The organism is Halotolerantifilum yawarlongkerapense (genome assembly GCF_054506745.1).
Window position 1 is genome coordinate 3,054,171 of record NZ_CP199719.1, and the last position, 22,825, is coordinate 3,076,995.

At 55.0% G+C, this 22,825-nt stretch carries 22 protein-coding genes; 20 read left to right on the forward strand and 2 right to left on the reverse strand.

Translation table 11 applies throughout. The features are described 5' to 3' along the window. The first annotated feature begins 124 nt into the window (after positions 1-124). The 13 genes from ACULM0_RS14880 to ACULM0_RS14940 all read left to right on the forward strand — a co-directional run bounded on the left by ACULM0_RS14880 (position 125) and on the right by ACULM0_RS14940 (position 14,365). On the forward strand, positions 125-799 hold the full coding sequence (locus ACULM0_RS14880; protein ID WP_463678320.1) for a GntR family transcriptional regulator: 675 nt from the start codon (positions 125-127) through the stop codon (positions 797-799). Positions 800-1,086: 287 nt separating this feature from the next. Next, on the forward strand, positions 1,087-2,154 hold the full coding sequence (locus ACULM0_RS14885; protein WP_463678321.1) for a TRAP transporter substrate-binding protein: 1,068 nt from the start codon (positions 1,087-1,089) through the stop codon (positions 2,152-2,154). A gap of 83 nt (positions 2,155-2,237) precedes the next feature. Further along, positions 2,238-2,723 (forward strand): TRAP transporter small permease, encoded by a 486-nt coding sequence (locus ACULM0_RS14890; protein WP_463678322.1) that lies wholly within the window; start codon positions 2,238-2,240, stop codon positions 2,721-2,723. Further along, positions 2,720-3,994, forward strand: coding sequence for a TRAP transporter large permease (locus ACULM0_RS14895; protein ID WP_463678323.1), 1,275 nt, complete (start codon positions 2,720-2,722; stop codon positions 3,992-3,994). The genes ACULM0_RS14890 and ACULM0_RS14895 overlap by 4 nt, the downstream gene beginning before the upstream one ends. Before the next feature lie 26 nt (positions 3,995-4,020). After that, entirely contained in the window at positions 4,021-5,037 is a 1,017-nt protein-coding gene (locus tag ACULM0_RS14900) for a zinc-binding alcohol dehydrogenase family protein (RefSeq protein ID WP_463678324.1), read from the forward strand. A 31-nt stretch (positions 5,038-5,068) separates the two neighbouring features. After that, the gene (uxuA, locus tag ACULM0_RS14905) at positions 5,069-6,157 is read left to right on the forward strand and encodes a mannonate dehydratase (protein WP_463678325.1); all 1,089 of its coding nucleotides are present in this window, start codon (positions 5,069-5,071) and stop codon (positions 6,155-6,157) included. Further along, on the forward strand, positions 6,144-7,745 hold the full coding sequence (locus tag ACULM0_RS14910) for a mannitol dehydrogenase family protein (protein WP_463678326.1): 1,602 nt from the start codon (positions 6,144-6,146) through the stop codon (positions 7,743-7,745). Before uxuA ends, ACULM0_RS14910 begins: the two co-directional genes overlap by 14 nt. Positions 7,746-7,765: 20 nt before the next feature. Further along, positions 7,766-8,413, forward strand: a complete 648-nt coding sequence (locus ACULM0_RS14915) for a bifunctional 2-keto-4-hydroxyglutarate aldolase/2-keto-3-deoxy-6-phosphogluconate aldolase (protein ID WP_463678327.1) — start codon at positions 7,766-7,768, stop codon at positions 8,411-8,413. Between the two features lie 2 nt (positions 8,414-8,415). After that, positions 8,416-9,447: a PfkB family carbohydrate kinase gene (locus ACULM0_RS14920; protein ID WP_463678328.1), complete on the forward strand. Its 1,032-nt coding sequence runs from the start codon at positions 8,416-8,418 to the stop codon at positions 9,445-9,447. Between the two features lie 4 nt (positions 9,448-9,451). Continuing rightward, positions 9,452-10,456 carry a PfkB family carbohydrate kinase gene (locus ACULM0_RS14925; protein WP_463678329.1) on the forward strand — a complete coding sequence of 335 codons (1,005 nt, stop codon included), beginning with the start codon at positions 9,452-9,454 and terminating at the stop codon, positions 10,454-10,456. Between the two features lie 186 nt (positions 10,457-10,642). Next, positions 10,643-12,265 (forward strand): sensor histidine kinase, encoded by a 1,623-nt coding sequence (locus ACULM0_RS14930; protein WP_463678330.1) that lies wholly within the window; start codon positions 10,643-10,645, stop codon positions 12,263-12,265. Further along, entirely contained in the window at positions 12,240-13,325 is a 1,086-nt protein-coding gene (locus ACULM0_RS14935) for a response regulator transcription factor (protein ID WP_463678331.1), read from the forward strand. The genes ACULM0_RS14930 and ACULM0_RS14935 overlap by 26 nt, the downstream gene beginning before the upstream one ends. Before the next feature lie 95 nt (positions 13,326-13,420). Continuing rightward, positions 13,421-14,365 carry an FMN-binding protein gene (locus ACULM0_RS14940; protein WP_463678332.1) on the forward strand — a complete coding sequence of 315 codons (945 nt, stop codon included), beginning with the start codon at positions 13,421-13,423 and terminating at the stop codon, positions 14,363-14,365. Between the two features lie 206 nt (positions 14,366-14,571). Here the strand turns inward: ACULM0_RS14940 and ACULM0_RS14945 are convergent, their stop codons facing one another. After that, positions 14,572-15,240, reverse strand: a complete 669-nt coding sequence (locus ACULM0_RS14945; RefSeq protein WP_463678333.1) for a hypothetical protein — start codon at positions 15,238-15,240, stop codon at positions 14,572-14,574. Positions 15,241-15,387: 147 nt separating this feature from the next. On the opposite strand from ACULM0_RS14945, the gene ACULM0_RS14950 reads away from it, so the two are divergent. The 5 genes from ACULM0_RS14950 to ACULM0_RS14970 all read left to right on the forward strand — a co-directional run bounded on the left by ACULM0_RS14950 (position 15,388) and on the right by ACULM0_RS14970 (position 18,942). Then, positions 15,388-15,747 carry an arsenate reductase family protein gene (locus ACULM0_RS14950; protein WP_463678334.1) on the forward strand — a complete coding sequence of 120 codons (360 nt, stop codon included), beginning with the start codon at positions 15,388-15,390 and terminating at the stop codon, positions 15,745-15,747. Positions 15,748-15,811: 64 nt separating this feature from the next. Continuing rightward, the gene (locus tag ACULM0_RS14955; protein WP_463678335.1) at positions 15,812-16,228 is read left to right on the forward strand and encodes a VOC family protein; all 417 of its coding nucleotides are present in this window, start codon (positions 15,812-15,814) and stop codon (positions 16,226-16,228) included. Between the two features lie 189 nt (positions 16,229-16,417). Then, positions 16,418-16,768, forward strand: a complete 351-nt coding sequence (locus tag ACULM0_RS14960) for a CidA/LrgA family protein (RefSeq protein WP_463678336.1) — start codon at positions 16,418-16,420, stop codon at positions 16,766-16,768. Next, positions 16,765-17,454: an LrgB family protein gene (locus tag ACULM0_RS14965; protein ID WP_463678337.1), complete on the forward strand. Its 690-nt coding sequence runs from the start codon at positions 16,765-16,767 to the stop codon at positions 17,452-17,454. The genes ACULM0_RS14960 and ACULM0_RS14965 overlap by 4 nt, the downstream gene beginning before the upstream one ends. 159 nt (positions 17,455-17,613) lie before the next feature. Next, positions 17,614-18,942 (forward strand): HD domain-containing phosphohydrolase, encoded by a 1,329-nt coding sequence (locus tag ACULM0_RS14970; RefSeq protein ID WP_463678338.1) that lies wholly within the window; start codon positions 17,614-17,616, stop codon positions 18,940-18,942. A gap of 67 nt (positions 18,943-19,009) precedes the next feature. On the opposite strand, the gene ACULM0_RS14975 is transcribed toward ACULM0_RS14970, so the two are convergent. After that, positions 19,010-20,467: a C69 family dipeptidase gene (locus tag ACULM0_RS14975; protein ID WP_463678339.1), complete on the reverse strand. Its 1,458-nt coding sequence runs from the start codon at positions 20,465-20,467 to the stop codon at positions 19,010-19,012. A 654-nt stretch (positions 20,468-21,121) separates the two neighbouring features. Here ACULM0_RS14975 and ACULM0_RS14980 point away from each other — a divergent pair. Continuing rightward, entirely contained in the window at positions 21,122-21,793 is a 672-nt protein-coding gene (locus ACULM0_RS14980; RefSeq protein WP_463678340.1) for a DUF3159 domain-containing protein, read from the forward strand. A 63-nt stretch (positions 21,794-21,856) separates the two neighbouring features. Further along, positions 21,857-22,750 (forward strand): mechanosensitive ion channel domain-containing protein, encoded by an 894-nt coding sequence (locus ACULM0_RS14985; RefSeq protein WP_463678341.1) that lies wholly within the window; start codon positions 21,857-21,859, stop codon positions 22,748-22,750. The last annotated feature ends 75 nt before the right edge of the window (positions 22,751-22,825 follow it).

Consider the following 22,825-nt stretch of genomic DNA (forward strand, 5'->3'; position numbering starts at 1 on the left):
CGTTTGCAAAAATCATTGACGAGTAGAAACTAGTATGGTAGCATGTAACTATAAAATGGGCTGTGTAGGTCCATGGCAGGAGGCGGTTGCCATCGTTCTAGAAAGAGTTGAACAGGAGAATCACATGTCCGTCGGTGAATTCGTTTACCAGACGATCAAGAAGAACATCATCAATTTGAACATCAAACCCGGAGATCGGATCAGCGAGAAAGAAATCGCGGATCTCTTGGACGTGAGCCGCACACCCGTGCGAGAAGCCTTCATCAAGCTTTCGAAGGAAGGCGTGCTCTATATTCTCCCACAGCGTGGGACTTACATCTCAAAAATCGACCTCGAGCAGGTGGAAGAAGCACGTTTTATCCGGGAAAGCCTCGAGAAGGCCGTGATGGGTATCGCCGTGACGGGTATCGATGGTGGATCGATCGCTTTACTCGAGAAAAGCCTCAAGGCCCAGAAGCGTTACATCGAGAACCAGGAGTATGAGGCCTTCTTGGAGGAGGATGAGACCTTCCACAAGATTATCTTCAAGGCATGCCGGCGGGAACGGAGCTGGGAAGTCATTGAGCAGGTCAACACCCAGTACAAGCGGGTGCGGCTCCTGAGCTTTGAGCTTTACCAGAATCTAGAGACGGTCCTCGAACAACACGTGGCTATCTACGAAGCCATCCTGAACCAAGATTTGGATGCAGCCGAGAAGATCGTTAACCATCACGTGAAGAAGATTCTGGGCGATCAGATTGAACTCAAGAAACGATACCCAGAGTATTTCAAAGACCAAGAGACCCAAGATCTTAGTTAGATTGAGGAGGGGACAGCTGATCATCTCGACAACTGTCCCGTTATTCTCCCGTGGATAGACAATCCGTTCATTGAAAAATAAATTTTTTTGGATGCGTTTTCCCAATAGGGATTGACATCAAGAACACTAGTATGGTAGCATGGTTTTGTACTCAGGCAAGCGTTTGCTCAAAGAACGTTGCAGGTATGAAAAATTTTTTAGGACATCTTACATACTTGTATACCAGTTCTCATGAGCTCACCTGAGCAACACAATAAATGTGTTAAAAAAATGAGGAGGGGACAAACATGAAGAAGTACAGAGTATTGGCACTTGCACTGGTCGCGTTATTATCCTTGACAGCGTTGGCAGGTTGTGCCGGCACAGAAGAACCAGCAGCTCCAGCAGACAACGAAGCAGAAGCGCCCGCTGAAACAGGTGGCGAGGAAGCACCTCAGGAAGAAGTACAAGATATCGAGTGGAAGCTCGGTCACCTCGGTAACGATACACACCTTTGGAACGTGACGGCAATGCACTTCGCCGATCTCGTGAATGAGAAGACCGATGGCCAGGTAACGGTTAGAGTCTACCCCAACGAGCAGCTCGGTAATGAAGTAGACAACATCGGCATGATCCAGTCCGGCGCTGCCGACATGGTCATCTCCGGAGAGTCCATGCAGAACTGGGCACCCAAAGCAGCACTCATGGCCGTACCTTACGCATTCGGCGGTATCGACCACATGAGAGCCGTCATCGAAGGTGAGATCGGTGAAGAGATCGAAGCACAGATCAACGAGAAAATCGGTCTGAAGCCTCTCTACTACCATGTGAGAGCACCTCGTAACCTGACATCCAACAAGCCAATCAGCACACCTGCAGATCTCGAAGGCTTCAAGATGCGTGTTCCGAACGTACCGCTCTTCGTAGAAGCTTGGAAGGCAGCGGGTGCAAGCCCACAGGTCATGGCCTTCAGCGAAGTCTTCACAGCGCTCCAGCAGAACGTGATCCACGGTCAGGAAAATCCTTACGACCTGATTCACTCGGCTAACTTCAACGAAGTACAGGAGTACACCAACGAGACAGAGCACGTATACGGATGGTTGTACGTACTGGTAGGAGAAGACCAGTTCAACGAGTTAACTGCAGCGAACCAAGAAGCGGTACTCGAAGCAGCTGCCGAGACGCAAACTTTCGCAGATGATCTGTTCTCTGCAGAGATCGAGAACTACAAAGCCGAACTCCAAGAGCGCGGTATGAAGATCAACACGGACGTTGATAAGGATGCGTTCCGCGAAGCGATGGCCCCGGCCGTTGCAGAGTTTCTATCGGAAGAACAACTGGACCTCTACAACCGAATTGTAGAAGCTGGTCAATAGAAGGATATTGATAGTAGGATACCTCACCTGTGAGGTATCCTATTTCAAATCATAAGTTGAAATCACACAGAATGGAGTGCGAAATGAGAAATAAGGATATCATCGAAAAGATTCTCAAAGCGGGCGCTTTCCTTTCCTTTGCCGGCCTGATCATCACGGTGCTACTGCAGGTAGTCACACGATTCCTGATCCCCGGCGTCACATTAGTCTGGACAGAGGAAGGATCGCGTTTTCTTTTTAAATTTGCCGTCGCCTTCGGGGCCCCCCTGGCGATGAAGCACGAAGAGTTCGTGAACGTGGACATTATCCTGAACCTATTGTCTAGAAAGACGCGTGATGTGTTCGAAATCATCATCCAGGTCATGAGCATCGGTCTCTTCGCGATTGTCTTCAAGCAGTCGTTGACCTTCGTTGAAATCGGACATAGCCAGCAATCGCCCACACTGGGAATTCCCATGTCGGTGGCCCACGGTGTGATCATGGTGGCTAGCCTGTTCATCATGCTGTACGGGGTCTCAAACTTTTATAAATACTTGATGGATCTTAAGAAAAGAGGTGGAACGGCATGACCGCACTAATCCTATTCGTCGCTTTCATCTTCTTGATCTTCTTCGGATTGCCGGTGGCCTTTTCCCTGGGCGTTTCATCGCTGGTCTACCTGTTGATCGAGGACATTCCCCTGACGATCATGGCACAGAAGATGTACGCCGGCATCGATTCCTTCACGCTCGTGAGTATCCCGGGCTTCATTCTGGCGGGTAACCTCATGAACACCGGTGGCATCACCAAGCGGATCATCGCCTTCGCCAACGCGATTTTGGGCTTCATCCGCGGTGGTCTGTCGCTGGCCAATATCGGTGCATCCATGCTCTTCGCAGGCATCTCGGGTACCGCCCTCGCCGACACCGCCAGCATCGGCGCCATGCTGATCCCGGCCATGAAAGAAGAGGGGTACGAAGCCGACTTTGCTTCGGCCGTGACCGCGTCCTCTTCAACGGTCGGTCCGATTATCCCCCCGAGTCTACCGATGATCATCGCCGGTACGCTGACCGGAATCTCAGTGGGTAAACTCTTCATCGCCGGTGCGATCCCCGGGCTCCTGCTCGGTGCCTCCATGATGGCCGTATCCTATGCGATCAGCGTGAAGCGCGGGCATCCCAAGGGTGAGCGCCAGCCGATCGGCGTCATCTGGAAGACCTTCAAGGAGTCCATCTGGGCCATGGGTCTGACCGCATTGATTCTTTTCGGTATCCTCAGCGGCGTGTTCACTCCTACAGAAGCGTCGATCATCGCCGTTGTGTACGCGGTAATCGTAGGAAAATACATCTACAAAGAGTTGAAATTCTCGCAACTACCCGAATCGATCATCGAATCGGTCAAAATGTCCGCGGCCATCATGATCCTCGTGGGCTTTGCGAACCTCTTCGCCTGGATTCTCGCGAGCGAACAGATTCCGCAGATGATCGCCGAAGGCATCCTAGCCATTTCGTCCAACAAATACGTGGTCATCCTGCTGATCAACCTGTTGTTGCTTTTCGTCGGCACCTTCATGGAGACGATCGCAGCGCTGATCATCTTGTTCCCGGTATTGTTACCGGTAGCAGTGACCATCGGTCTCGATCCCATCCAGTTCGGTGTCATGGCCGTCTTGAATCTCGTGATCGGTCTCACCACACCCCCCGTGGGCGTCTGTCTCTTTGTCGCCTCCAGTATAGGTGAGGTTTCACTGGCCAAGATTTCCAAGGCTGTACTACCTTTTCTTGCCGTGAGCATCGCTGTCCTCTTGCTCGTCAGCTATGTGCCGGCCATCAGTATGTTCCTCCCGAACCTTCTCAACTAATATAGACATTGAAAGGAGCAACCTCCATGAAAGCAATCCAAGTGATCGAGCCCCTGAAGCTCCAGGTGGTAGAGGTCGAAGAACCTAAAATCCAATCCGAAGACGAAGTGAAGATCCGGGTGAAGGTAGCCGGCATCTGCGGTTCCGATGTGCATATCTACCATGGAACGAACCCGATGGCGACCTATCCCCGCGTGATCGGACACGAGTTCGCCGGCGAAATCTATGAAGTCGGTCAGGGTGTCGACAATCTGACCGTGGGCGACCGCGTGGTCGTCGAGCCCATCGTCTACTGCGGCGCTTGCTATGCTTGCAAGAGCGGTCGACCGAATGTCTGCGAAAACCTTGAGGTACTCGGCGTCCACAGGGATGGCGGGATGGCGGAGTACATCGTGGTCCCCGCGAAAAACGTCCACAAGCTCGGTGAAGACGTGGACTGGAAAGTCGCCACCATGGTCGAGCCCTTCACCATCGCCGCCCAGAGCACCTGGAGGGGCGATGTGAAAGACGGCGAGTCGGTACTGATCATCGGTGCCGGACCCATCGGCATGGGGATTCTGCAGTATGCCAAACACAAGGGAGCCACCTGCATCGTGGCGGACATCGACAGCGATCGTCTCGAGGACGCCGTGGCTTTCGGCGCCGATCATGTGATCAATCCCTTTGAGACCGATATGGTCGTCAAAGCCCTCGAACTAACGGGTGGCACCGGTCCCAACGTAACGATCGATTCAGCCTGTACAGTGAAGACCTTCGAACAGGCGGTGGAGGTAACCTCACCCGCCGGTCGTGTGGTGGTACTGGGCTTTGGTAAGGAGCCATCGCAGATTCCACAGCTGCCGATCACGAAGAAAGAACTGACCATCGTCGGCTCACGTCTCCAAACGGCCAAATTTCCAGAGGTCATCGCGCTCTTCAACCAAGGCGTTCTCAATCCTGGGGCCCTCGTGACACACACCTTCCCCTTTACAGAGGTCGAGCAGGCCATGGCAACGGTGGAAGACAAAGCGATCAAAACGAACAAAGTCATCTTAACCTTTTAAATAGACACCCGATAGAGAAGGAGGCATCACCATGCAAATGACATGGCGTTGGTACGGTATCAACAACGACGATATCACCCTAGACCATATCAAGCAGATTCCCGGTGTGACCGGCATCGTCTGGTCCCTGCACGATAAAGTAGCCGGTGAAGTGTGGGAAGAAGCGCGCATCAAGGAAACCATGGATCACATCCGTTCGAAGGGATTCAACGGAGACGTGGTGGAGAGCGTGAACGTCCACGACGATATCAAGCTCGGCAAAGATACGCGCGATGGCTACATCGATATCTATATCGACACGATCCGCAAGCTGGCCAAAGAGGGCGTGAAGGTCATCTGCTATAACTTCATGCCGGTCTTCGACTGGACGCGGACGGATCTTTACAAAGAAGCACCGGACGGTTCCAACGCACTCTTCTACGAGAGAAATCTCGTGGAGGGGGCCGATCCCCAGGAGATGGTGGACCGGATCCTCAAGGGTGCGGGCGACAAGACCATGCCCGGTTGGGAGCCGGAGCGCCTGGCCAAGCTGGAGGACCTCTTCGAAGCCTACAAGGACATCGACGAGGAGAAGCTCTTCGCTCACCTCCAGTATTTCCTCGAGCGCATCATACCCGTCTGCGAAGAGGTGGACGTCAAGATGGCCATCCATCCCGATGATCCGCCCTGGCCGATCTTCGGTCTGCCGCGCATCATCCGCAGCCGCGACCACATCCGCAGATTTCTCGATCTCGTGGACAGCCCCTACAACGGGCTGACCCTTTGCACGGGTTCTCTCGGTCCGAATCCAGAGAACGACCTGCCCTCGATCGTCCGCGCCTTCGGCGACCGCATTCACTTCGCCCACGTGCGCAACGTGAAGGTCTTCGACAACGGGGACTTCATCGAGACTTCCCACCGCGCCAAGGACGGGAACGTCGACATCGTGGAGGTCCTGAAGGCCTACCACGAGATGGACTTCGACGGCTACCTCCGTCCCGACCACGGACGCCACCTTTGGGGCGAGGAGAAGACCTGCCGCCCCGGCTACGGCCTCTACGACCGCGCCTTTGGCGTCATGTACATGTGGGGCGTTTGGGACACGCTGGACAAGGAGAGGGATCAACATGAAGCTCAGTAAAGAGAACCTATCGAAGAAAAGTTTCTGGCAAGAGAAGGAGATCAACCTCCCTGGCTTCGACATCGACAAAGTACGCGCGCAAACCGAAAAGAACCCCGGTTGGGTTCACTTCGGTGCGGGGAACATCTTCCGGATCTTCCCGGCGCGCCTGCACCAACAGCTGCTCGATCAAGGGCTGGCCGACTATGGTATCGTGGCCGCCGAGACCTTTGACTTTGAAATCGTCGACCGCGTTTTCGACGCCTACGATAACCTGACCCTGTCGGTGATCATGAAGGCCGATGGTACCTTGGAGAAGTCCGTTGTGGCCAGTATCGTGAATGCCCTGACCTCGCGGACGGACAACGGTGATTTCAAAAGGCTGGTCGAAATCTTCGAGAAACCATCGCTGCAGATGGCCAGTTACACGATCACGGAGAAAGGGTACGCCATCAAGGACCACGAGGGGAATTTCTTCAGTTTCGTACAGGCGGACCTAGACAAGGGTCCCGCGTCCCCCGTGCACGCCATGAGCGTCCTGACGGCTCTGCTGTACAAGCGCTTTGAAAAAGGGGCCACGCCCCTGGCCGTGGTCAGTATGGACAACTGCTCCCACAACGGGGACAAGATCAAGTACGCGGTAACGGAGATTGCCAAGGCCTGGTTCGATAAGGGTTTCGTATCGGAGGCCTTCCTAGCCTACATTTCCGATCCCAAGCAGGTTTCCTTCCCGCTCTCCATGATCGATAAGATCACCCCCAGACCAAGCGATACGGTAAAGGGATCCCTCGAAGCCTTGGGACTCGAGGACATGGATGTCATCATCACAGAGAAAAACTCCTATACGGCCGCCTTCGTCAATGCCGAGGTGGCGGAGTATTTGGTCATCGAGGATCTTTTCCCCAACGGTAGACCGCCACTGGAGAAGGCCGGTATCCTCTTCGGCGACAGGGAGACGGTCAACAAGGTGGAGACCATGAAGGTGACCACCTGCCTGAACCCCCTGCACACGGCCCTGGCTGTGACGGGCTGTCTGCTCGGACACGAGCTGATCGCCGATGAAATGCAGGATGAAGTGCTGGCCAAGCTGGTCCACAAGATCGGCTACGACGAAGGGCTTCCCGTCGTCATCGATCCGGGCATCATCGATCCCGAAACCTTTATCGACGAGGTTGTGAAGGAGCGGTTCGTGAACCCCTTCATCCCGGATACACCGCAGCGAATCGCTACGGACACCTCGCAAAAGGTGGCCATCCGTTTCGGCGAGACGATCAAGTCCTACGCTAGGGACGAGGACAGGGATCCCGCGTCCCTCGTCGGGATCCCCCTGGCCATTGCCAGCTGGCTCCGCTACCTTATGGGCGTGGATGATGCGGGCAAGGAAATGGCCCTCTCCTCCGATCCCATGCTCGAGACGCTGACGCCCCTTCTGGGTAGCGTCAAGCTGGGCGACACCTCAGCGGATCTTCAGAAGATCCTATCGAGCGAAGAGATCTTTGGCGTGAACCTCTATGAAGTGGGGCTCGGCGAGAAGATCGAAAAGATGTTCATTGAAATGATCAGCGGGGCGGGCGCCGTGCGCGCGACCCTGGCCTCTTATCTGGCGTAAGCGAAAGGCAGGAAGAAAAGATGAAACGAATCAAGTTAATACAAGAGCTCACCGCCTCCGGTGTGGTAGCCGTCATCCGAGCCGCATCGGCCGACGATGCCGTCAAAATGATCGAGGCCGTAAAAGAAGGTGGCGTGCGCGCCATCGAGATCACCATGACCGTCCCAGGAGCCGTGGAGCTGATCAAGAATCTGTCGACCACCTACAAGGGGACCGATGTGATCATCGGGGCGGGCACGGTGCTGGACCCCGAGACCGCACGTGCCTGTATCCTGGCGGGTGCCGAGTACATCGTGAGCCCCGGTTTCGACAAGGAGACCGTGGAGCTGTGCAACCTCTACCGCGTCCCCGTCATGCCCGGTGTCATGACCGTCACCGAGGTCATGGAAGCGCTGAAGAGCGGCGTGGAGATCGTCAAGGTCTTTCCCGGAAGTGCCTTTGGCCCGGGGATCATCAAGGCCTTCAAGGGGCCGCTGCCCCAGGGCAATTACATGCCCACGGGAGGTGTGAGCCTGGACAACGTGAAGGAATGGATCAAGGCCGGTGCCGTTGCCGTGGGCGTCGGTGGGGACTTGACCGGTGATGCCAAGACGGGTCGATACGACCTGGTCACGGAAAAAGCAAAGGCCTTCATCAAGGCCGTCAAAGAAGCGCGGGAGGAGAAATAATCATGGAACACAAGAAACGAGTTGTCACCTTAGGGGAAATCATGCTCCGGCTCTCAACGCCCGGCTACCAACGGTTCGTACAGGCTGAGCAGTTTGATGTCGTGTATGGCGGCGGAGAGGCCAACGTGGCCGTCTCCCTGGCCAACTACGGGCACGATGCGACCTTCGTATCCAAGCTGCCTACCCACGAGATCGGTCAATCGGCGGTCAACCACCTCCGTCGCTTTGGCGTGAATACCGATCATATCGCCCGCGGCGGCGAGCGCGTGGGCATTTACTTCCTCGAGACCGGTGCCTCCATGCGCCCCTCCAAGGTGGTCTACGACCGCGCCAACTCTGCAATTAGCGAGGCTGATGCTTCGGACTTCGATTTTGATGCGATCTTCGAGGGGGCCGATTGGTTCCACTTCTCCGGCATCACACCGGCCCTAGGTGAGAAGGCCCAGGCTGTGACGTTGGCCGCCCTGAAGGCTGCCAAGAAGCACAATGTGACCGTCAGCGTGGACCTCAACTACCGCAAGAAGCTCTGGACACCGGAAGAAGCCAAGGCCGTGATGAGCGAGCTCATGGCCTACGTGGACGTTTGCATCGGTAACGAGGAAGACGCCGAGAAGGTCCTCGGCTTCAAGCCCGGCGAGACGGATGTGACCTCGGGCGATCTGGAGATCGAGGGATACAAGAAAATCTTCAAGGAGATGAAGGAAACCTTTGACTTCAAATACGTCGTGACCACACTCCGCGAGAGCCACTCGGCCTCCGATAACGGTTGGTCAGCCCTGATCTACGATGGCAACGACTTCTACCGCTCGCGTCACTATGAAGTGCGCATCGTCGATCGCGTCGGTGGCGGCGATTCCTTTGCCGGTGGCTTGATCCACGGTCTCATGACCATGGATGACCACGAGAAAGCCCTGGAGTTCGGCGTGGCCGCTTCGGCCCTCAAGCATACCGTCTTCGGAGACTTCAACCTCATGAGCGAGGCCGAAGTCATGACACTCATGGAGGGCGACGCCTCAGGACGCGTACAGCGTTAAGCAGATGAGGATCGCAACGCTGGGTGAACTGCTCTTACGACTGACGCCAAAGGAGCGTCGGCGCATGGTGCAGGCCGAGGGCTTCAAGGCCATCTATGCCGGTGGCGAGGCAAATGTCGCCATGGCGCTGGCGCACTTCGGTCACGAGGTGAACTTCCTCACCCGTGTGCCCGATTCTCCGCTGGGCGACGCGGCGCTCAACCAACTCAGAAGCGGTGGGGTGAACATCGGTCCTTCTACGCGGGGCGGCGATCGCCTGGGCATCTACTTTGTAGAAGAAGGACAAGGACCCAGGGGACCCAAGGTGCACTACGACCGGGCGGGATCCTCCTTCGCAACGTCGAAAGCGGAGGATTACCGAATTGATCGTTTCCTAGAGGGCGTGCAGTACCTGTACATCTCCGGGGTCACACCGGCCCTAGGGTCGGGTACGCGGGCACTGGTGCTCAACGTGGCTCGGGCCGCTAGACAGAAGAAGATCCCGATCGGCGTGGACATCAACTACAGGAGCAAACTGTGGTCGCCAGAACAAGCGGCCGCCTTTATGGAAGAACTCCTGCCCATGGCCGATCTCGTGATAGGCCTGCCCTTCTTCTCCGGGGACAGGGTCTGGACCCACCGGTCAGATCTCGATGCCAGGACCCACCGCAAACTGTGCCAAGAGACGGCAGCTACCTACGGACTCCGTTACGTGGTGAAGACCCTGCGCGCGGTCCACTCGGCTTCGGAGCACACCTACGGGGCCATCCTGTACGACGTGAAGAGCGGGGAGCTCAGCCAAGCGAAGAGCGAACCGGTGGACGTGGTGGACCGTATCGGCGGCGGCGATGCCTTCGCGGCCGGTCTCCTCCACGGGCTGTTCAGAGGCATGTCTCCAGGGGATGCCCTTACCTACGGTGTCTCCGTTTCCTATCTGAAACACACGATTCCCGGTGATATGAATTTCATCGAGGAATCTGAAGTTTACCCGATCATGCACGGAAATCATTCCGGCAGGATCGAGTGTTGAATCACATCAGCAACATCCATTAGCTAACCCCATTCATTCTAATAGAACCCCCTCATTATGACCCCTGATCGATATCGGCCGCACGATATTGTTTGGGGGCTTTTTTGGGCCTTTCATCCGAAGAGTGGTTCGCGGTATAATGGGGGTTGTTAAGCAGGGAGAATCATAGGGAGGAGGTGCAAGGACTTGGAACGCAAACGACTACTGAAGGCATGGGCCCTAGGTCTGACCAGCTTTATCCTGATCTTGTACTCCACCCGTTTTTCCTTCAACGAGTTTTCGATCAATTTCCCCTGGGGCCTGACCTTCCCCATGTTGGTCACATTGGCCTGGGGAACGCCCTACGGACTCGTTAGTCTAATCGGTGGTGGCGTCCTGCTCTATCCCTTTTTCCTAGGACCCAACAACGGTCTCGCCTCGCTGGTCCCGGCGGTGGTAGCGGTCATTTGGGTCGGTCTTCATGGATGGGGACGACAAAAACGCAAGGAGCGAGATGCCCTTGCCTACAATCCCTATGTGATCCAGGGGGCCTATAGCCTCCTGCGGATTCTACTTTATCTCGTTCTTTTTCCCGGGCTGCTCCGTTTGAACAGTGTGGTGGGCTTTTCTTGGGCCCGGACGGCCATTGAATCGGAAGTCCTCTTGATCTTTGTGTTCAAGGGCATTGTGGTGGAAGCAATCTTTCTGGCCATCGCCGATAGCCTGCTTATGCTTCCCTTTATCCGGCGGTGGATGGGGCTTGCTATCCGTCCGGGAAGCCACAGGAATACCCTGACCCTCTTGACCATGGTGGCAGGCGGTCTTTTCTTCGCCTGGATGCTCCTCTTTGTCCAGCAGGTTCTCGTCGCGGGGGAACCCATCGCCACGTGGTTCAGTGGAGGGCACGAACAATCCGCCGTCACCCTTTTGCTGACGGCGATCTTTTTCACCGTAGTGGGCGGGATCACGGCCAAGTTCGTGGAAAAGACCCTCGCCTCGAAAGTCCTCCTCCGCGGCCAGCAAAAAGACCTCATCCGGGCACACGCGTCCCTTCGTCGTTTGAACGAAGAGCTCGAAGCAAGGGTGGAGGACCGCACGGCAAAACTTCAGACCGCCGTATCTGAACTGGAGGCCTTCAGCCATACCGTCTCCCACGATCTGAAATCGCCCCTCAGGGCCCTGGACGTCTATGCTGCGACCCTACAAACGGAGTGTGCAGACAAGCTTGACGGGGAAGGGAGCGAGCTCTTAGATGACATGCGGCTTCAGATCGGGGAGATGATCAGTCTTGTGGAACATCTCCTACGCTATGCCGTGACCAGCCAGGCACCGCTGAACCGAGAACCAGTAGATCTGGGTGATCTGTTCCGCGAGACTTTCGACGCCATTGGAAAATCCCGTTCACAGGAAAAGACACGGTTGGTCCTGCGCGGTGCTCTGCCCACTGTATGGGTGGACCCACAGCTCTTTAAGCAGGTGGCCCAGAATATCCTGGATAACGCCGTAAAGTTCTCCAAAGGGGTAAGGGATCCTGCCATCGAAGTGTCATGTACCAAAGGGACAGGGGGAATCCGCTTGGAAATCCGGGATCATGGCATCGGGTTTCACGAGGTGTCCAAGGACCAGCTCTTCACTCTCTTCGGACGGGGGCACAGGAAAGAGGACTACGAGGGAGCAGGCGTGGGCCTAGCCACTGTGAAGAGGATCGTCGAAGGTCACGGGGGTAGCGTGTCCATCGACGGTGCACCGGGACAAGGGGCCGTGGTGACAATCTATCTACCCCACACCAGTGAGGAGGTGCCCTGTGTACAGCGTGATGATCGTGGATGATCTGTCGATTTTTCGCCGGCAGATCAAAAAACTTCCTGTTTGGGGAGAAGCAAGTGACTTTGAAATCTGTTCAGAGGCCCAAGATGGACACCAGGCATTGGCATTACTAAGAAAACAGCCCGTGGACCTCTTGATCACAGATATCCGCATGCCGGTGATGGACGGACTCGGTCTCCTCAAGGCGGTACGGGAGGAGGGCCTGGCCACCCACGTTGTCTTTCTCACCGATTACGATGAATTTTCGCTGGCCAAAGAGGCCATCGCCCACGGAATTTTCGATTACCTCCTTAAGCCCGTTGAGGAGGCGGCCATCTGCGACGTACTACGAAGGGTGGGAAGTGCCCTGACCGAGGAGCGAGCCCAAGCGGCAGAGCTGGAGATGCTCAGGAAAACACTCGATGAAACGGTGGCCCCTTATTATCCGGAGAAGGAGGCCAAGGCACTCCTCCGGACCCTCACAACAAGCCACGATGGTCACGCGGCGATCCTCACACGGATGGTCCGGACCACGGAAGTTGCACTTGATCAGGACCCCATGAAATGCCGGAGGGTCCTCTCTCGGGCCCTCGAGGATGTGAAAGAGGGACTGGTGGGAAAGAAGCCCTGGCTCGTTCGATGGCTGGACCCCGAAGTCTTGGCCATTTCTTCAGTGGAGGATCCCCTTGATCTGAAGGCAGTCCTAGGGGCCGTCGATCGACTGGCCCGAGCGCTCGAGCGCATCGACCCCTGGGGCAAGGATCACCCTCTGATCGATCAGATCAAGGAGGAGGTGATCCGTAGGGTGGAGGAAGGAATCTCCCAGGATGATCTCACGGAGCACGTCCACCTGTCGAAAAAGCACATCGCCGAGACCTTCCGCCGGGAGACGGGCGTTACGCTGGGCGATTACCTGACCACTGTAAAGATGTACAGGGCCGCACGCCTGCTTTTTGACCCGAGCTTAAAGATTTACCAAATTGCCGATCGGCTCGGGTACAGCGATGAGTACTTCACAAAACGCTTCAAGCGGACCTTTGGGAAAACGCCACTTCAATACAGAAACGAAACATCCGCAAAATGACCGGGTAGAACCCGTGCATCCGACCTTTTGAGCTGACCTTCTGTCTAGTATGATTATTTCATAACAAACTTTCAGAAGATAAAAGGAGGATTCACATGGCTATCCGGTCATCTAAGTTCAAGCAAGCGGCACTACTTCTCATCCTCGCGCTCGGGCTCACCGCCTGTGGTACGAGCGAAGCAACAGAACCGACGTCAGAAACACCTGAAGCGGCAGTAGAAGCGTCGGTAGAAGAGGCACTCGCCTGGGACATCCAGCCGCCACTGGGTATCGTCAAGGGCGACTATTACTATGCGGAGGAGCGCTTTCGACAAGGCCACATGGGTATGCTCGAGATCGTGAAGCAAGATGATGCGATCGTCTACGTGGAATTCAACGAGATCACCCGGCCTAACTATTACGAGCGCTTCTACCAGAATGTTCCCAAGCGTCTGTCCGAGTATAACTTTACCATGGGCGATAAAAAGGGTGCGGCTTGGGTGCAGAGCGTTGTGGCCGTGGAACAGCAGATGATCGACGAACAGCGCGTGATTGGTGAGTTCGATGCCGTCTCTGGCGCTTCGAACAGCATCAATCAGTCCATGGTACCCCTGGCCGAGAAGCTCGTGGACGAGATGGAGGCCCCATCGGATCAGCAGTACTACGCGATCGCCGAAAAGGTCGGCGGCGGCCTCACGGGTTTCGTCCAGGTGGTCCTGAAAGACGGTAAGATCCAATCCGTCCGCTACGATGAGATCTTTGCCAACCACCCCGATGAGATCGAGGACCCGGCTCTGAAAGCGTTCTACCGTCAATCCAAGTACGAGAGCGTACGCTACCAGGAGCCGTCGCGCATTGGCTTCAACGTGCAGATGGATGCCCTCAACAAGAAGGTCTCGGAGACGCAGGATCTCTTGGATCTTTCCGGTCTACCGTCGACGGATGAGTCCGGTGACTACGCATCGAGCGGCTTCACTATTCGCAATGATGCGTGGGACAACTATCTGCACCTCGCTGGAAAACTCCTCGAGGAAATGCAGGCAGATGGTGTGCTCAACTAAGAAGAGCTGAAAAACAAACAGGAGCCCTTCCTTCGGAAGGACTCCTGTTTTCCTTTGAACAGCAGGATGCTGATGATCACTTTCAAGGAGTCTTTGACGTCCTTTGGCGCGCGTTCCCCCCTGTCTTAACAGGATGTTCCCCTATAGAGGCTGCACGGGAGATTCGCCGCATGACCTGCTCGCGCTCGACGGACCGAAGGTGCATGTCAATGGTACATCTCCGAGGGGACGTAATAACGGCTGTCGATGACGTTCCCCTGTCGATCCTCCAGGTTCACGATAAAGAAAAGATCTCCGTAGGCCACACCACGCACCATCTGGTAGAGGAGGCTATGCACATAGGCCTCTGCAACCCCTGGGATCTCCAGCGGCTCTACGCTGGGGCTGTTGTCGGGGCTTTCCGTTAGAAAGAGCTCCACGTAATCCCCCGAATAGGAAAAGTAGGTGTGATCATCGGAGGCTTTCTTCTTGATCCTTCTGAAATTTTCTTCGAGAAAGGCCAGCAGCGCATTGCGCTGGTCCTCATCGAGGGTGTAATCATAGTCTCCATCCGCTGCGATCGATGGTTCGATGGACAGGTGAAGTGCTAACCGGTCCATGAGCTCAGCGAAGGCAGGTACCTCGGCGAGTGCCTTTGGAAAGGCAAGGGACCCATCGGTCGTGGCCGTCGGGATCTCTACAGAGGGCTCCTCAGCAGGCGGAGAAATTTCGGGATCTGGTGTTTGTTCGTCCGGCTCGATCACTTCTGGGGTAGCGATCACAGGATCGACTGTCACCGGATCCTCGCTCACATTTTCATCACAGCCGGCGACTATCACCAACAGGCCCATCAAGAGCACACAGAGTAGGAGATTGACTTCTCTACGAACGACCATCGGAACACCTCCACTGCCACATGGGATTCTACCCACTAGATACCCAGAGGAAGGAAGACAATAACCATTCTTGAAGAAAGTGTACAATACTAGGTCCGTGGGTATCATGAAATCGAACCCTAGGATGAATGAGAAAGGGAGTGCGAGATGTTTACGTTCGTATGCTATGAAAACTGCAGCACCTGCAAGAAAGCGAGAAAATGGCTCGATGCCACGGGCATCGTCTACTCGGAGCGCAAGATCAAAGAGGACAATCCGACTTATGAAGAGCTGAAACAGTGGCATGGGAGGAGCGGTCTGCCGCTCAAGCGGTTTTTCAACACAAGCGGGGGAATCTACCGCGAGATGGGTCTGAAGGACAAGCTTGCCGATATGACAGAAGAAGACCAGCTGAAGCTACTCGCCACGGACGGGATGCTGGTGAAACGACCCATCTTGGTGGGCGAAGGGCGGGTTTTGGTCGCCTTCAAGGAGAAAGAATGGGAGGAAATGATCTCGAAAGCATAGGCGTGGGTGTCAACCTAGCGGCTGCTGGGTATCTATAGATAACGAAGGAAAGGAGTTGTGAAAGATGGCACTACAAGTGTATTTGAATTTCGATGGCAATTGTCGTCAGGTCGTGCGTTTTTATCAGGATGTTTTTAGGACCGAGGAACCCCAGATCATGACCTTCGCTGAGATGCCACCGGATCCGGAATACCCGATTCCAGAGGAGCTGGCAGACCGCGTGATGCACACGAGTCTTGAGATCTTCGGGGATACCGTCATGTTTTCCGATACATGGCCGGGCATGCCCCTTACAGTCGGTAATAACTTTAGCCTGACTGTCATGACCAAGGACGAAGACGAGATCAAAAGGCTATACGAACGACTACGGGTGAACGGAAGGGTGGAGATGGAACTCCAGGAGACTTTCTGGAGCCAGTGCTTCGGTTCTGTGGTCGATCAGTTCGGCATTAGCTGGCAGCTCAGTCTGGAAGAAGCATAGTTCATTACAATGATAATCGATCGGATGGCCAAAGGTGTTGGTTCATCCGATTTTTTTTATCGAAAATGCATTTCAGGTGAAACACCGGCCATCTCGTCAGACAAATAACAAAGGACCTCCAACCTATGGTAAACTATAGGTTAATCAGCTTCTATCAGAAACAACCGAACAGGATCAAGAGGTGGTCATTTGCAGATTCTTAGACAATTCGGATTCATCCTACTTTTGCTTTTCTCAGGAAATACCTTGAGTTCCCTTTTGCACCTACCCATCCCGGGGAATGTGCTCGGAATGATGTTCCTTCTCGTTGGCCTGCTCTCGGGACTCTTCAAGATCGAGATGGTCGATCGCGTGGCCAACTTTATGCTCAAGCACCTGGCCTTCTTCTTCATCCCGGCAGGTGCTGGGATCATCAACAACATGGAAATCATAAGAACCGAGTGGTTCGCCATGGTCACCATCACGGTGATCTCGACGGTGCTGGTCATGGTGGTCACCGGTCTGACGGCGCAGTACTTGATGCGGAGGGTCAGTCGATGAGTGGCCTGCTTGCCTCCCCCCTTTGGGGCATCATCCTGTCAATTCTGGCCTTCGAGCTGGGCCTGTGGATCTACCGTAGGACCAAGATCACCTTTTTCAACCCGCTACTGATTGCCATTCTCGTGGTCCTGGCGGTACTGGTAGTCTTCGATATCGATTTTGAACAGTACAACGCAGGCGGACAGTATCTGACCTTCTTCTTGGGACCGGCCACGGTGATCTTGGCGGTTCCGCTGTATCACCAGAGGAAGCTGTTGAAGCGTAATCTTGTGCCGATCCTAGGGAGTGTCGTGGCGGGGTGTATCACCGCGATCACCAGCGTCTACTTACTGGCCAGAGCCTTTGGGCTGGAGGAAGCCGTCGGGGTTTCTATGGTGCCCAAGTCAGTGACCACACCCATCGGGATTGAACTCTCTGCACAGCTCGGTGGCGTCCCCTCGATCACTGTGGCCATGATCGTGCTCACGGGGATCTTCGGGGCCGTGGCCGGACCGGCCTTCTGTCGGCTCTTCGGTATCACAGATCCCGTGGCCGTGGGTCTCTCCATGGGGACGGCCTCTCATGCCCTCGGGACAACCCGTGCCATGGAGCTCGGAGAAACCCAAGGCGCCATGAGCGGCCTGTCCATCGGACTCGCCGGTCTCATCACCGTTTTCCTGGCCCCCCTGTTGCTCGGTTTTCTCTAGACGCGAAGGGACCGAAGCGGTCCCCTAGAGGAGTCGATGGTCGTAAAGGGTTTTGTTGGCTTCTCTTTCGGTTTCCTTTCCCAGTCCCTTGAGACCGAACATGGATGTATACGCACACGGATGATACAATAGTGAGAAGGTTTTAAGGATGGTGAGAACATGAGCGGTTTGACGTACAGTCAAAAGAACAGATCGATCCTGGAACAATCGGGGCAGATTCAAATGGGCGACCACATCGTGGCCCTTTACGAAGAGGAAGAGGAGATTATCGAGTATGTCGTCTCCTATATACTAGGGGCTCTCGACCGGAACGAACGGTGCATCTACGTCAAGGGAGCTCACTCGGCCGAGCGCGTACTCGAGCGCGTCCATCGTTTGCGCCCTACGGGAAGTAGTAGCGGTGATCTGGTGGTCCTGTCGAACAGCGACGCCTATGCCAAGGACGGAACGTTCTTGCCCGACCGCATGATCGATCTGTTGAAAGCCAAGTGCGATGAAGCCGTGGCCGAAGGGTACGAGGGCATCGCCGTGACGGGAGAAATCAGTTGGGTCCTCGACTATCGGGATGGGAAAGATTTGATCATCGAGTACGAGTGGAAGCTCAACGAGCGACTTTTCGACGCTTATCCCGCCTCGGCGCTCTGCCGCTACAACATGAGAGAATTCTCCGATGAGATGATCATCAACATCATCCAACTCCATCCCTTTATCCTGTACAAGCACACGATCCACGAGAATCCCTTCTATCTACCTCCGGAAGGCTACAAGAACCAAGAGGTTGCCACTTATCAGGTGAAGATGTGGCTGGAGAATATCCAGTACTTCACCTCAGAAAAGGGACGGTTCCAAGAGACCATACAAAAGAGAGAAAGAGAACTGGGCGAACTGTCGAAACAGATGACCGAGGGCCTGATCATGACGATGATCGAGATGCTGTCCATCCACGATGGCTATACGAACGTCCACAGCCAAGATGTGGCGAAACTGGCCGTGCGATTCGGCGATTACCTGGGTCTGTCACGGGAGCAAGTCATGCAGCTCCACTATGCCGGACTCGTTCACGACATCGGGAAGACGCTGATCCCCTCGGAGATTCTCAACAAATCAACGCGGCTGAGCGAAGAGGAATTCGCCATCGTCAAAAAGCACCCCGCGCACGGTGCGAATGCCCTGCAGAAAACACCCAACCTAACGCCGCTTGCAAAAATCGTTCGTTTCCACCACGAACGGGTGGATGGGAAGGGCTACCCCGACGGTCTCGCGGCTAGTGAGATTCCCTATATGTCGCGGATCCTCATGATCGTCGACGCTTACGATGCTATGATCAGCCACAGGCCATACCGCGCCGCCATGTCCAGGGCGGAGGCGCAGGCGGAATTAGAAAAGCACGCGGGGACACAGTTCGATGCAAATCTCGTGTCGAGTTTCCTCGCCATGATCAATGGTGAAAAATCCATGAGCAAGATCTTGCCTTTTCATAAAAACTGACAAGAGAAAACCCCCGGTCCGGTCATCATTTAGATGACCGGACCGGGGGTTTTTAGTGTGCTGGCGTTTATTCGGGCTGATAAGGATCTTCTTCATGGGCGGCCATGTGGGTGATGATCTCTTCGCGCATGGTCTTGGCTCTTTCGATCGCTTCTTTGGCCGTCATGTTGCTGATGGCCGTCAGGAAGGAGATCGCATCCTCGGGACTTTGTGCGTAGAGTGCCAGGGCCGCTTCATCGATGGCCTCGACACGACCGAGAAGTGCATGCTCATAGTCGTTCCAGAAGGCTTTCACACCGGCGCCGTACATAACTTCATCCGTAGCGGCCAGTGCTGCCGTTCCGCGGAAGGCCCAGTAGGCGGACTCGTCATCAAACTGATCTGTGCCCATGTGATAGGCATCTAGGGTCTCGGTGATGCCAGCGTAGAAGGGGAGGTATACCCCATGCTCGGGATTGGCCATGCTGAGCCACATCAGTCCGCCGATCTCCACGGGCATGTCCCCGCGGATCTGGATCACATGGGACTCGACTGTCCGATCGATGCCGATCGGTCGTTCCCCCTTGCCCGATTCGGTATCTGTACAGTATTCCGTATCGATATAGTCGGAACGCAGTAGGTTCATGACCTCCTTGGGGTTGATCTTCTCGTCAGGCGTCAAGAAAGTCGGATAGCGTTCGAGCTCAGCGCTTTGTTCTAGAGATGGCGTGAAGGTGCGTTGTCCCCACCACTCGCGTCGCGAGTTGCTGGTGCTACCTAGCTGCCCGAAGGCCTTGGCAAAATCGAAGGTCTCGCCATCGGCTAGAAAGCCGTTCGAGTACACGAAGTCTTCTAAGCCTGTCGAGGTCATCACGTTTTGAGTATCGTCAAAATCGACGGACGAGAGCCGGAACTGGTTGGCCACGATCAGGTATTCATCGTCTGGGATTCGGACAGCAGCCCAGTGATGACCAGACCCCACCTCGATGTACCATACTTCCTCTTCATCGGCGATGGCAAAACCGTAACCCTCCATCGCGCCATAGTAGGACACCAGCATCCCGAAGAGCTCTGTAGCCTGACGCGCGCTTTCTGCGCGAGGTAGGATCAGGGATGGGATGTGCGTTTCGCCGATGCCCTCATCGAGGAGTGGATCGACAGCAAGAACATCTTCTCGAATCCTGTGGGTGTTGGTAGCGGAGACGGCAACACCCATTTCATTGATGCCGGCCTCTTCAAAGGGTCCGTAGGAAGGATCCCAGTCGGGCAGGGCCATGTACTTGAAGGTTTCAGTAGGGTAAGGAACAGATAGCCCGTTGTAGAAAGTCTGCCTGCTACCCGGTTCAAAACTTTCCCCCTCGAAAACTTTGAAATGCTTTGGCCAGGCACTGGCGTAATCTTCATTACGCGCGATGAGCGTGGCACCGTTCGTTGTGGCATCCTTTCCTGCGAAGACCGAGGTACAGGCAAAGGAAGCGGTGAAGGAACCAACCGTGAGCAGAAAGACCAAAGTGAGCACAAGCAAGCGACGTAGATGCAGTTTCATAGACACCCTCCTTATTTCTGAATATTCAGTGAATGTTCGCTCTCATTATACACCCGGGTGCGATGCACAACAATGCATGGCAAGTGATTGCAGCATGATGTAAATCAGTCTCATTTCGAAAAGGCGTTAGCAGTAGGCTTTTGGTCCTATCCATCTTTTAGCCGGTTGGAGAGCAAGGCCTCGAAAGACCCACCGGGGAAGTGGACCCTGTGATTTATTTCTCGCGGTTGACTCGTGATGACATAGATCGTGTTAGCAGCATAGGATACGCTGTGAATGAAAGCGCCTGAACATAGGTGTTCCACCCCACCACGAGAAAGCAAACTGTCTCGTACATATCGTGGTAGACCTATCGACTTCGGGATCAGAGTCATCAGCCAGAAGCTAAGACACACCGCCGCTATCATCGGTAATCTACCAGCCAAACTCATGGCCTTGTACAAGGTGCTTTCACTGATCTTGTGCACGCCCTTTTTGATCCTCCACCCATTTTCCATCAGCACGGGCCAGCCGAATATATGAAACAAGGGGATTTTTTGACTCAGTCTCGCTAAGAGAGGGTATAGATGGAACAATCGAACTACCCATGACTGAAGTCACGAGTGTGCGGGCGCTAAATCATCAAATCAATTCCTGAGAGAAGGTGTGGTGAATATGAGCAAACTTACAAGTGAAATTTGGGAGGAACTCCGCGGCGTACTTTCCGGGAACACCCTAGATGCCTTGATTCCTCCCGTCGTTTTTGTCTTTGCCCAGTCGCAGACGAACCTATCTATGGCCGTCTTCGTGGCCGCTGCTACTGCGCTTGTCCTCGGACTTTTCAGAGCTGCCAAGAAACAAAAATGGCAGTACGCGCTCGGAGGCCTCGCGGGCGTGCTGATCGCCGGGGGCTTCGCCTATCTCGCCGGCAATGCAACGAACTTTTTCCTGCCAAAGATCGTCAGTAGCTCCGCCCTGCTGGTTTTGACACTCGTGACACTGATCATGGGAAAACCCCTCGCCGCCTGGGTCAGCCATCTCTCGCGGGGGTGGGAGCTCGAATGGTTCTGGCGCCCCGATGTCAAACCGGCCTACCGCGAGGTGACCTTATTCTGGGCTGCATTTTTCGCCTTCCGTATCCTGCTTCTGATCACCCTTTACCTGGCCGGCGATGTCTGGCGCCTTCTTTGGGCGAACACGCTCCTGGGACTTCCGGCCAATGTCGGTGTCCTCGTGGCAAGCTACCTTTATGGCATTTGGCGTCTTCGCCGCCTGGGGGGACCGGGGATCGAGGAGTACAGAGAGGAGGCATCGCCTCCGTGGAAAGGCCAGACCCGGGGTTTCTAGATAATCTCCTGGGTATACAGTAGGATAAGCACACGAAACACAGCAGCATTTAGGGAGGATACCATGGGCCAATGGATCGAAAGCATACAGAATAATCCCACCATGATCAATCTGATCGCCATCCTGCTCGGCGGTCTTTTGATCCTAGTTTTCATCACCCTGCTCAAGAGGAGTTTGGGGCGGTACGTGCGGGCGGAGAACTGGTACAAGACCAAGAAGGGTGTCAATATCTTCGGATACCTGTTGGTGCTTCTGCTCCTCGGAACCGTTTACAGCGATCGGCTCGGCGGAATCACCGTGGCCCTGGGCGTAGCCAGCGCCGGCATCGCCTTCGCCCTGCAGGAAGTGATCACAAGCGTCGCCGGGTGGATGGCCATTTTGGTAGGCGGTTTCTACAAGGCAGGGGATCGCGTCATGGTGGGCGGAATCCGCGGGGACGTGATCGACTTAGGGGTGCTAAGGACCACGGTGATGGAGCTCGGCGAATGGGTCGATGGCGACCTCTACAACGGCAGGATCGTCCGGATCGCCAATAGCTTCGTCTTCAAAGAGCCGGTCTTCAACTACTCCGCCGACTTTCCCTTCTTGTGGGATGAGATCAAGATTCCCGTGAAGTACGGAAGCGACTACCGTCTGGCCAAGGAGATCATCACCTCAACGGCTGGAGGGGTCATCGGTGATTTTTCAAAAGAAGCCCAAAAGCACTGGGACCAGATGGTCCGCAAGTACATGATCGAGAACGCGAGCACCGGTATCATGGTGACCTTGGTCGCCACGGATAACTGGGTGGAATTCACCCTCCGTTACGTTGTCGATTACCAGCGCAGGCGATTGATCAAGAACGAGCTCTTCCTGCAGATTTTAGATGCCATAGAGCGATCCGACGAGAAGGTCAAACTGGCCTCTGCGACCCACGAGATCACGGACCTACCGCCGATCGACGTGATGATGCGATGAGTGGTTTGCCACGTGTCCCCTTGTCCTCGATCGACTCAGGAGATCTGTCTGGCAGACCAATGCGCTACATAAGAA

Excerpts from the sequence above, each read along its gene's own strand:
- ACULM0_RS14880 (WP_463678320.1), top strand. The coding sequence starts at position 125 with ATGTCCGTCGGTGAATTCGTTTACCAGACGATCAAGAAGAACATCATC.
- ACULM0_RS14885 (WP_463678321.1), top strand. The coding sequence starts at position 1,087 with ATGAAGAAGTACAGAGTATTGGCACTTGCACTGGTCGCGTTATTATCC.
- ACULM0_RS14890 (WP_463678322.1), top strand. The coding sequence starts at position 2,238 with ATGAGAAATAAGGATATCATCGAAAAGATTCTCAAAGCGGGCGCTTTC.
- ACULM0_RS14895 (WP_463678323.1), top strand. The coding sequence starts at position 2,720 with ATGACCGCACTAATCCTATTCGTCGCTTTCATCTTCTTGATCTTCTTC.
- ACULM0_RS14900 (WP_463678324.1), top strand. The coding sequence starts at position 4,021 with ATGAAAGCAATCCAAGTGATCGAGCCCCTGAAGCTCCAGGTGGTAGAG.
- uxuA (WP_463678325.1), top strand. The coding sequence starts at position 5,069 with ATGCAAATGACATGGCGTTGGTACGGTATCAACAACGACGATATCACC.
- ACULM0_RS14910 (WP_463678326.1), top strand. The coding sequence starts at position 6,144 with ATGAAGCTCAGTAAAGAGAACCTATCGAAGAAAAGTTTCTGGCAAGAG.
- ACULM0_RS14915 (WP_463678327.1), top strand. The coding sequence starts at position 7,766 with ATGAAACGAATCAAGTTAATACAAGAGCTCACCGCCTCCGGTGTGGTA.
- ACULM0_RS14920 (WP_463678328.1), top strand. The coding sequence starts at position 8,416 with ATGGAACACAAGAAACGAGTTGTCACCTTAGGGGAAATCATGCTCCGG.
- ACULM0_RS14925 (WP_463678329.1), top strand. The coding sequence starts at position 9,452 with ATGAGGATCGCAACGCTGGGTGAACTGCTCTTACGACTGACGCCAAAG.
- ACULM0_RS14940 (WP_463678332.1), top strand. The coding sequence starts at position 13,421 with ATGGCTATCCGGTCATCTAAGTTCAAGCAAGCGGCACTACTTCTCATC.
- ACULM0_RS14945 (WP_463678333.1), bottom strand. The coding sequence starts at position 15,240 with ATGGTCGTTCGTAGAGAAGTCAATCTCCTACTCTGTGTGCTCTTGATG.
- ACULM0_RS14950 (WP_463678334.1), top strand. The coding sequence starts at position 15,388 with ATGTTTACGTTCGTATGCTATGAAAACTGCAGCACCTGCAAGAAAGCG.
- ACULM0_RS14955 (WP_463678335.1), top strand. The coding sequence starts at position 15,812 with ATGGCACTACAAGTGTATTTGAATTTCGATGGCAATTGTCGTCAGGTC.
- ACULM0_RS14965 (WP_463678337.1), top strand. The coding sequence starts at position 16,765 with ATGAGTGGCCTGCTTGCCTCCCCCCTTTGGGGCATCATCCTGTCAATT.
- ACULM0_RS14970 (WP_463678338.1), top strand. The coding sequence starts at position 17,614 with ATGAGCGGTTTGACGTACAGTCAAAAGAACAGATCGATCCTGGAACAA.
- ACULM0_RS14975 (WP_463678339.1), bottom strand. The coding sequence starts at position 20,467 with ATGAAACTGCATCTACGTCGCTTGCTTGTGCTCACTTTGGTCTTTCTG.
- ACULM0_RS14980 (WP_463678340.1), top strand. The coding sequence starts at position 21,122 with ATGAGCAAACTTACAAGTGAAATTTGGGAGGAACTCCGCGGCGTACTT.
- ACULM0_RS14985 (WP_463678341.1), top strand. The coding sequence starts at position 21,857 with ATGGGCCAATGGATCGAAAGCATACAGAATAATCCCACCATGATCAAT.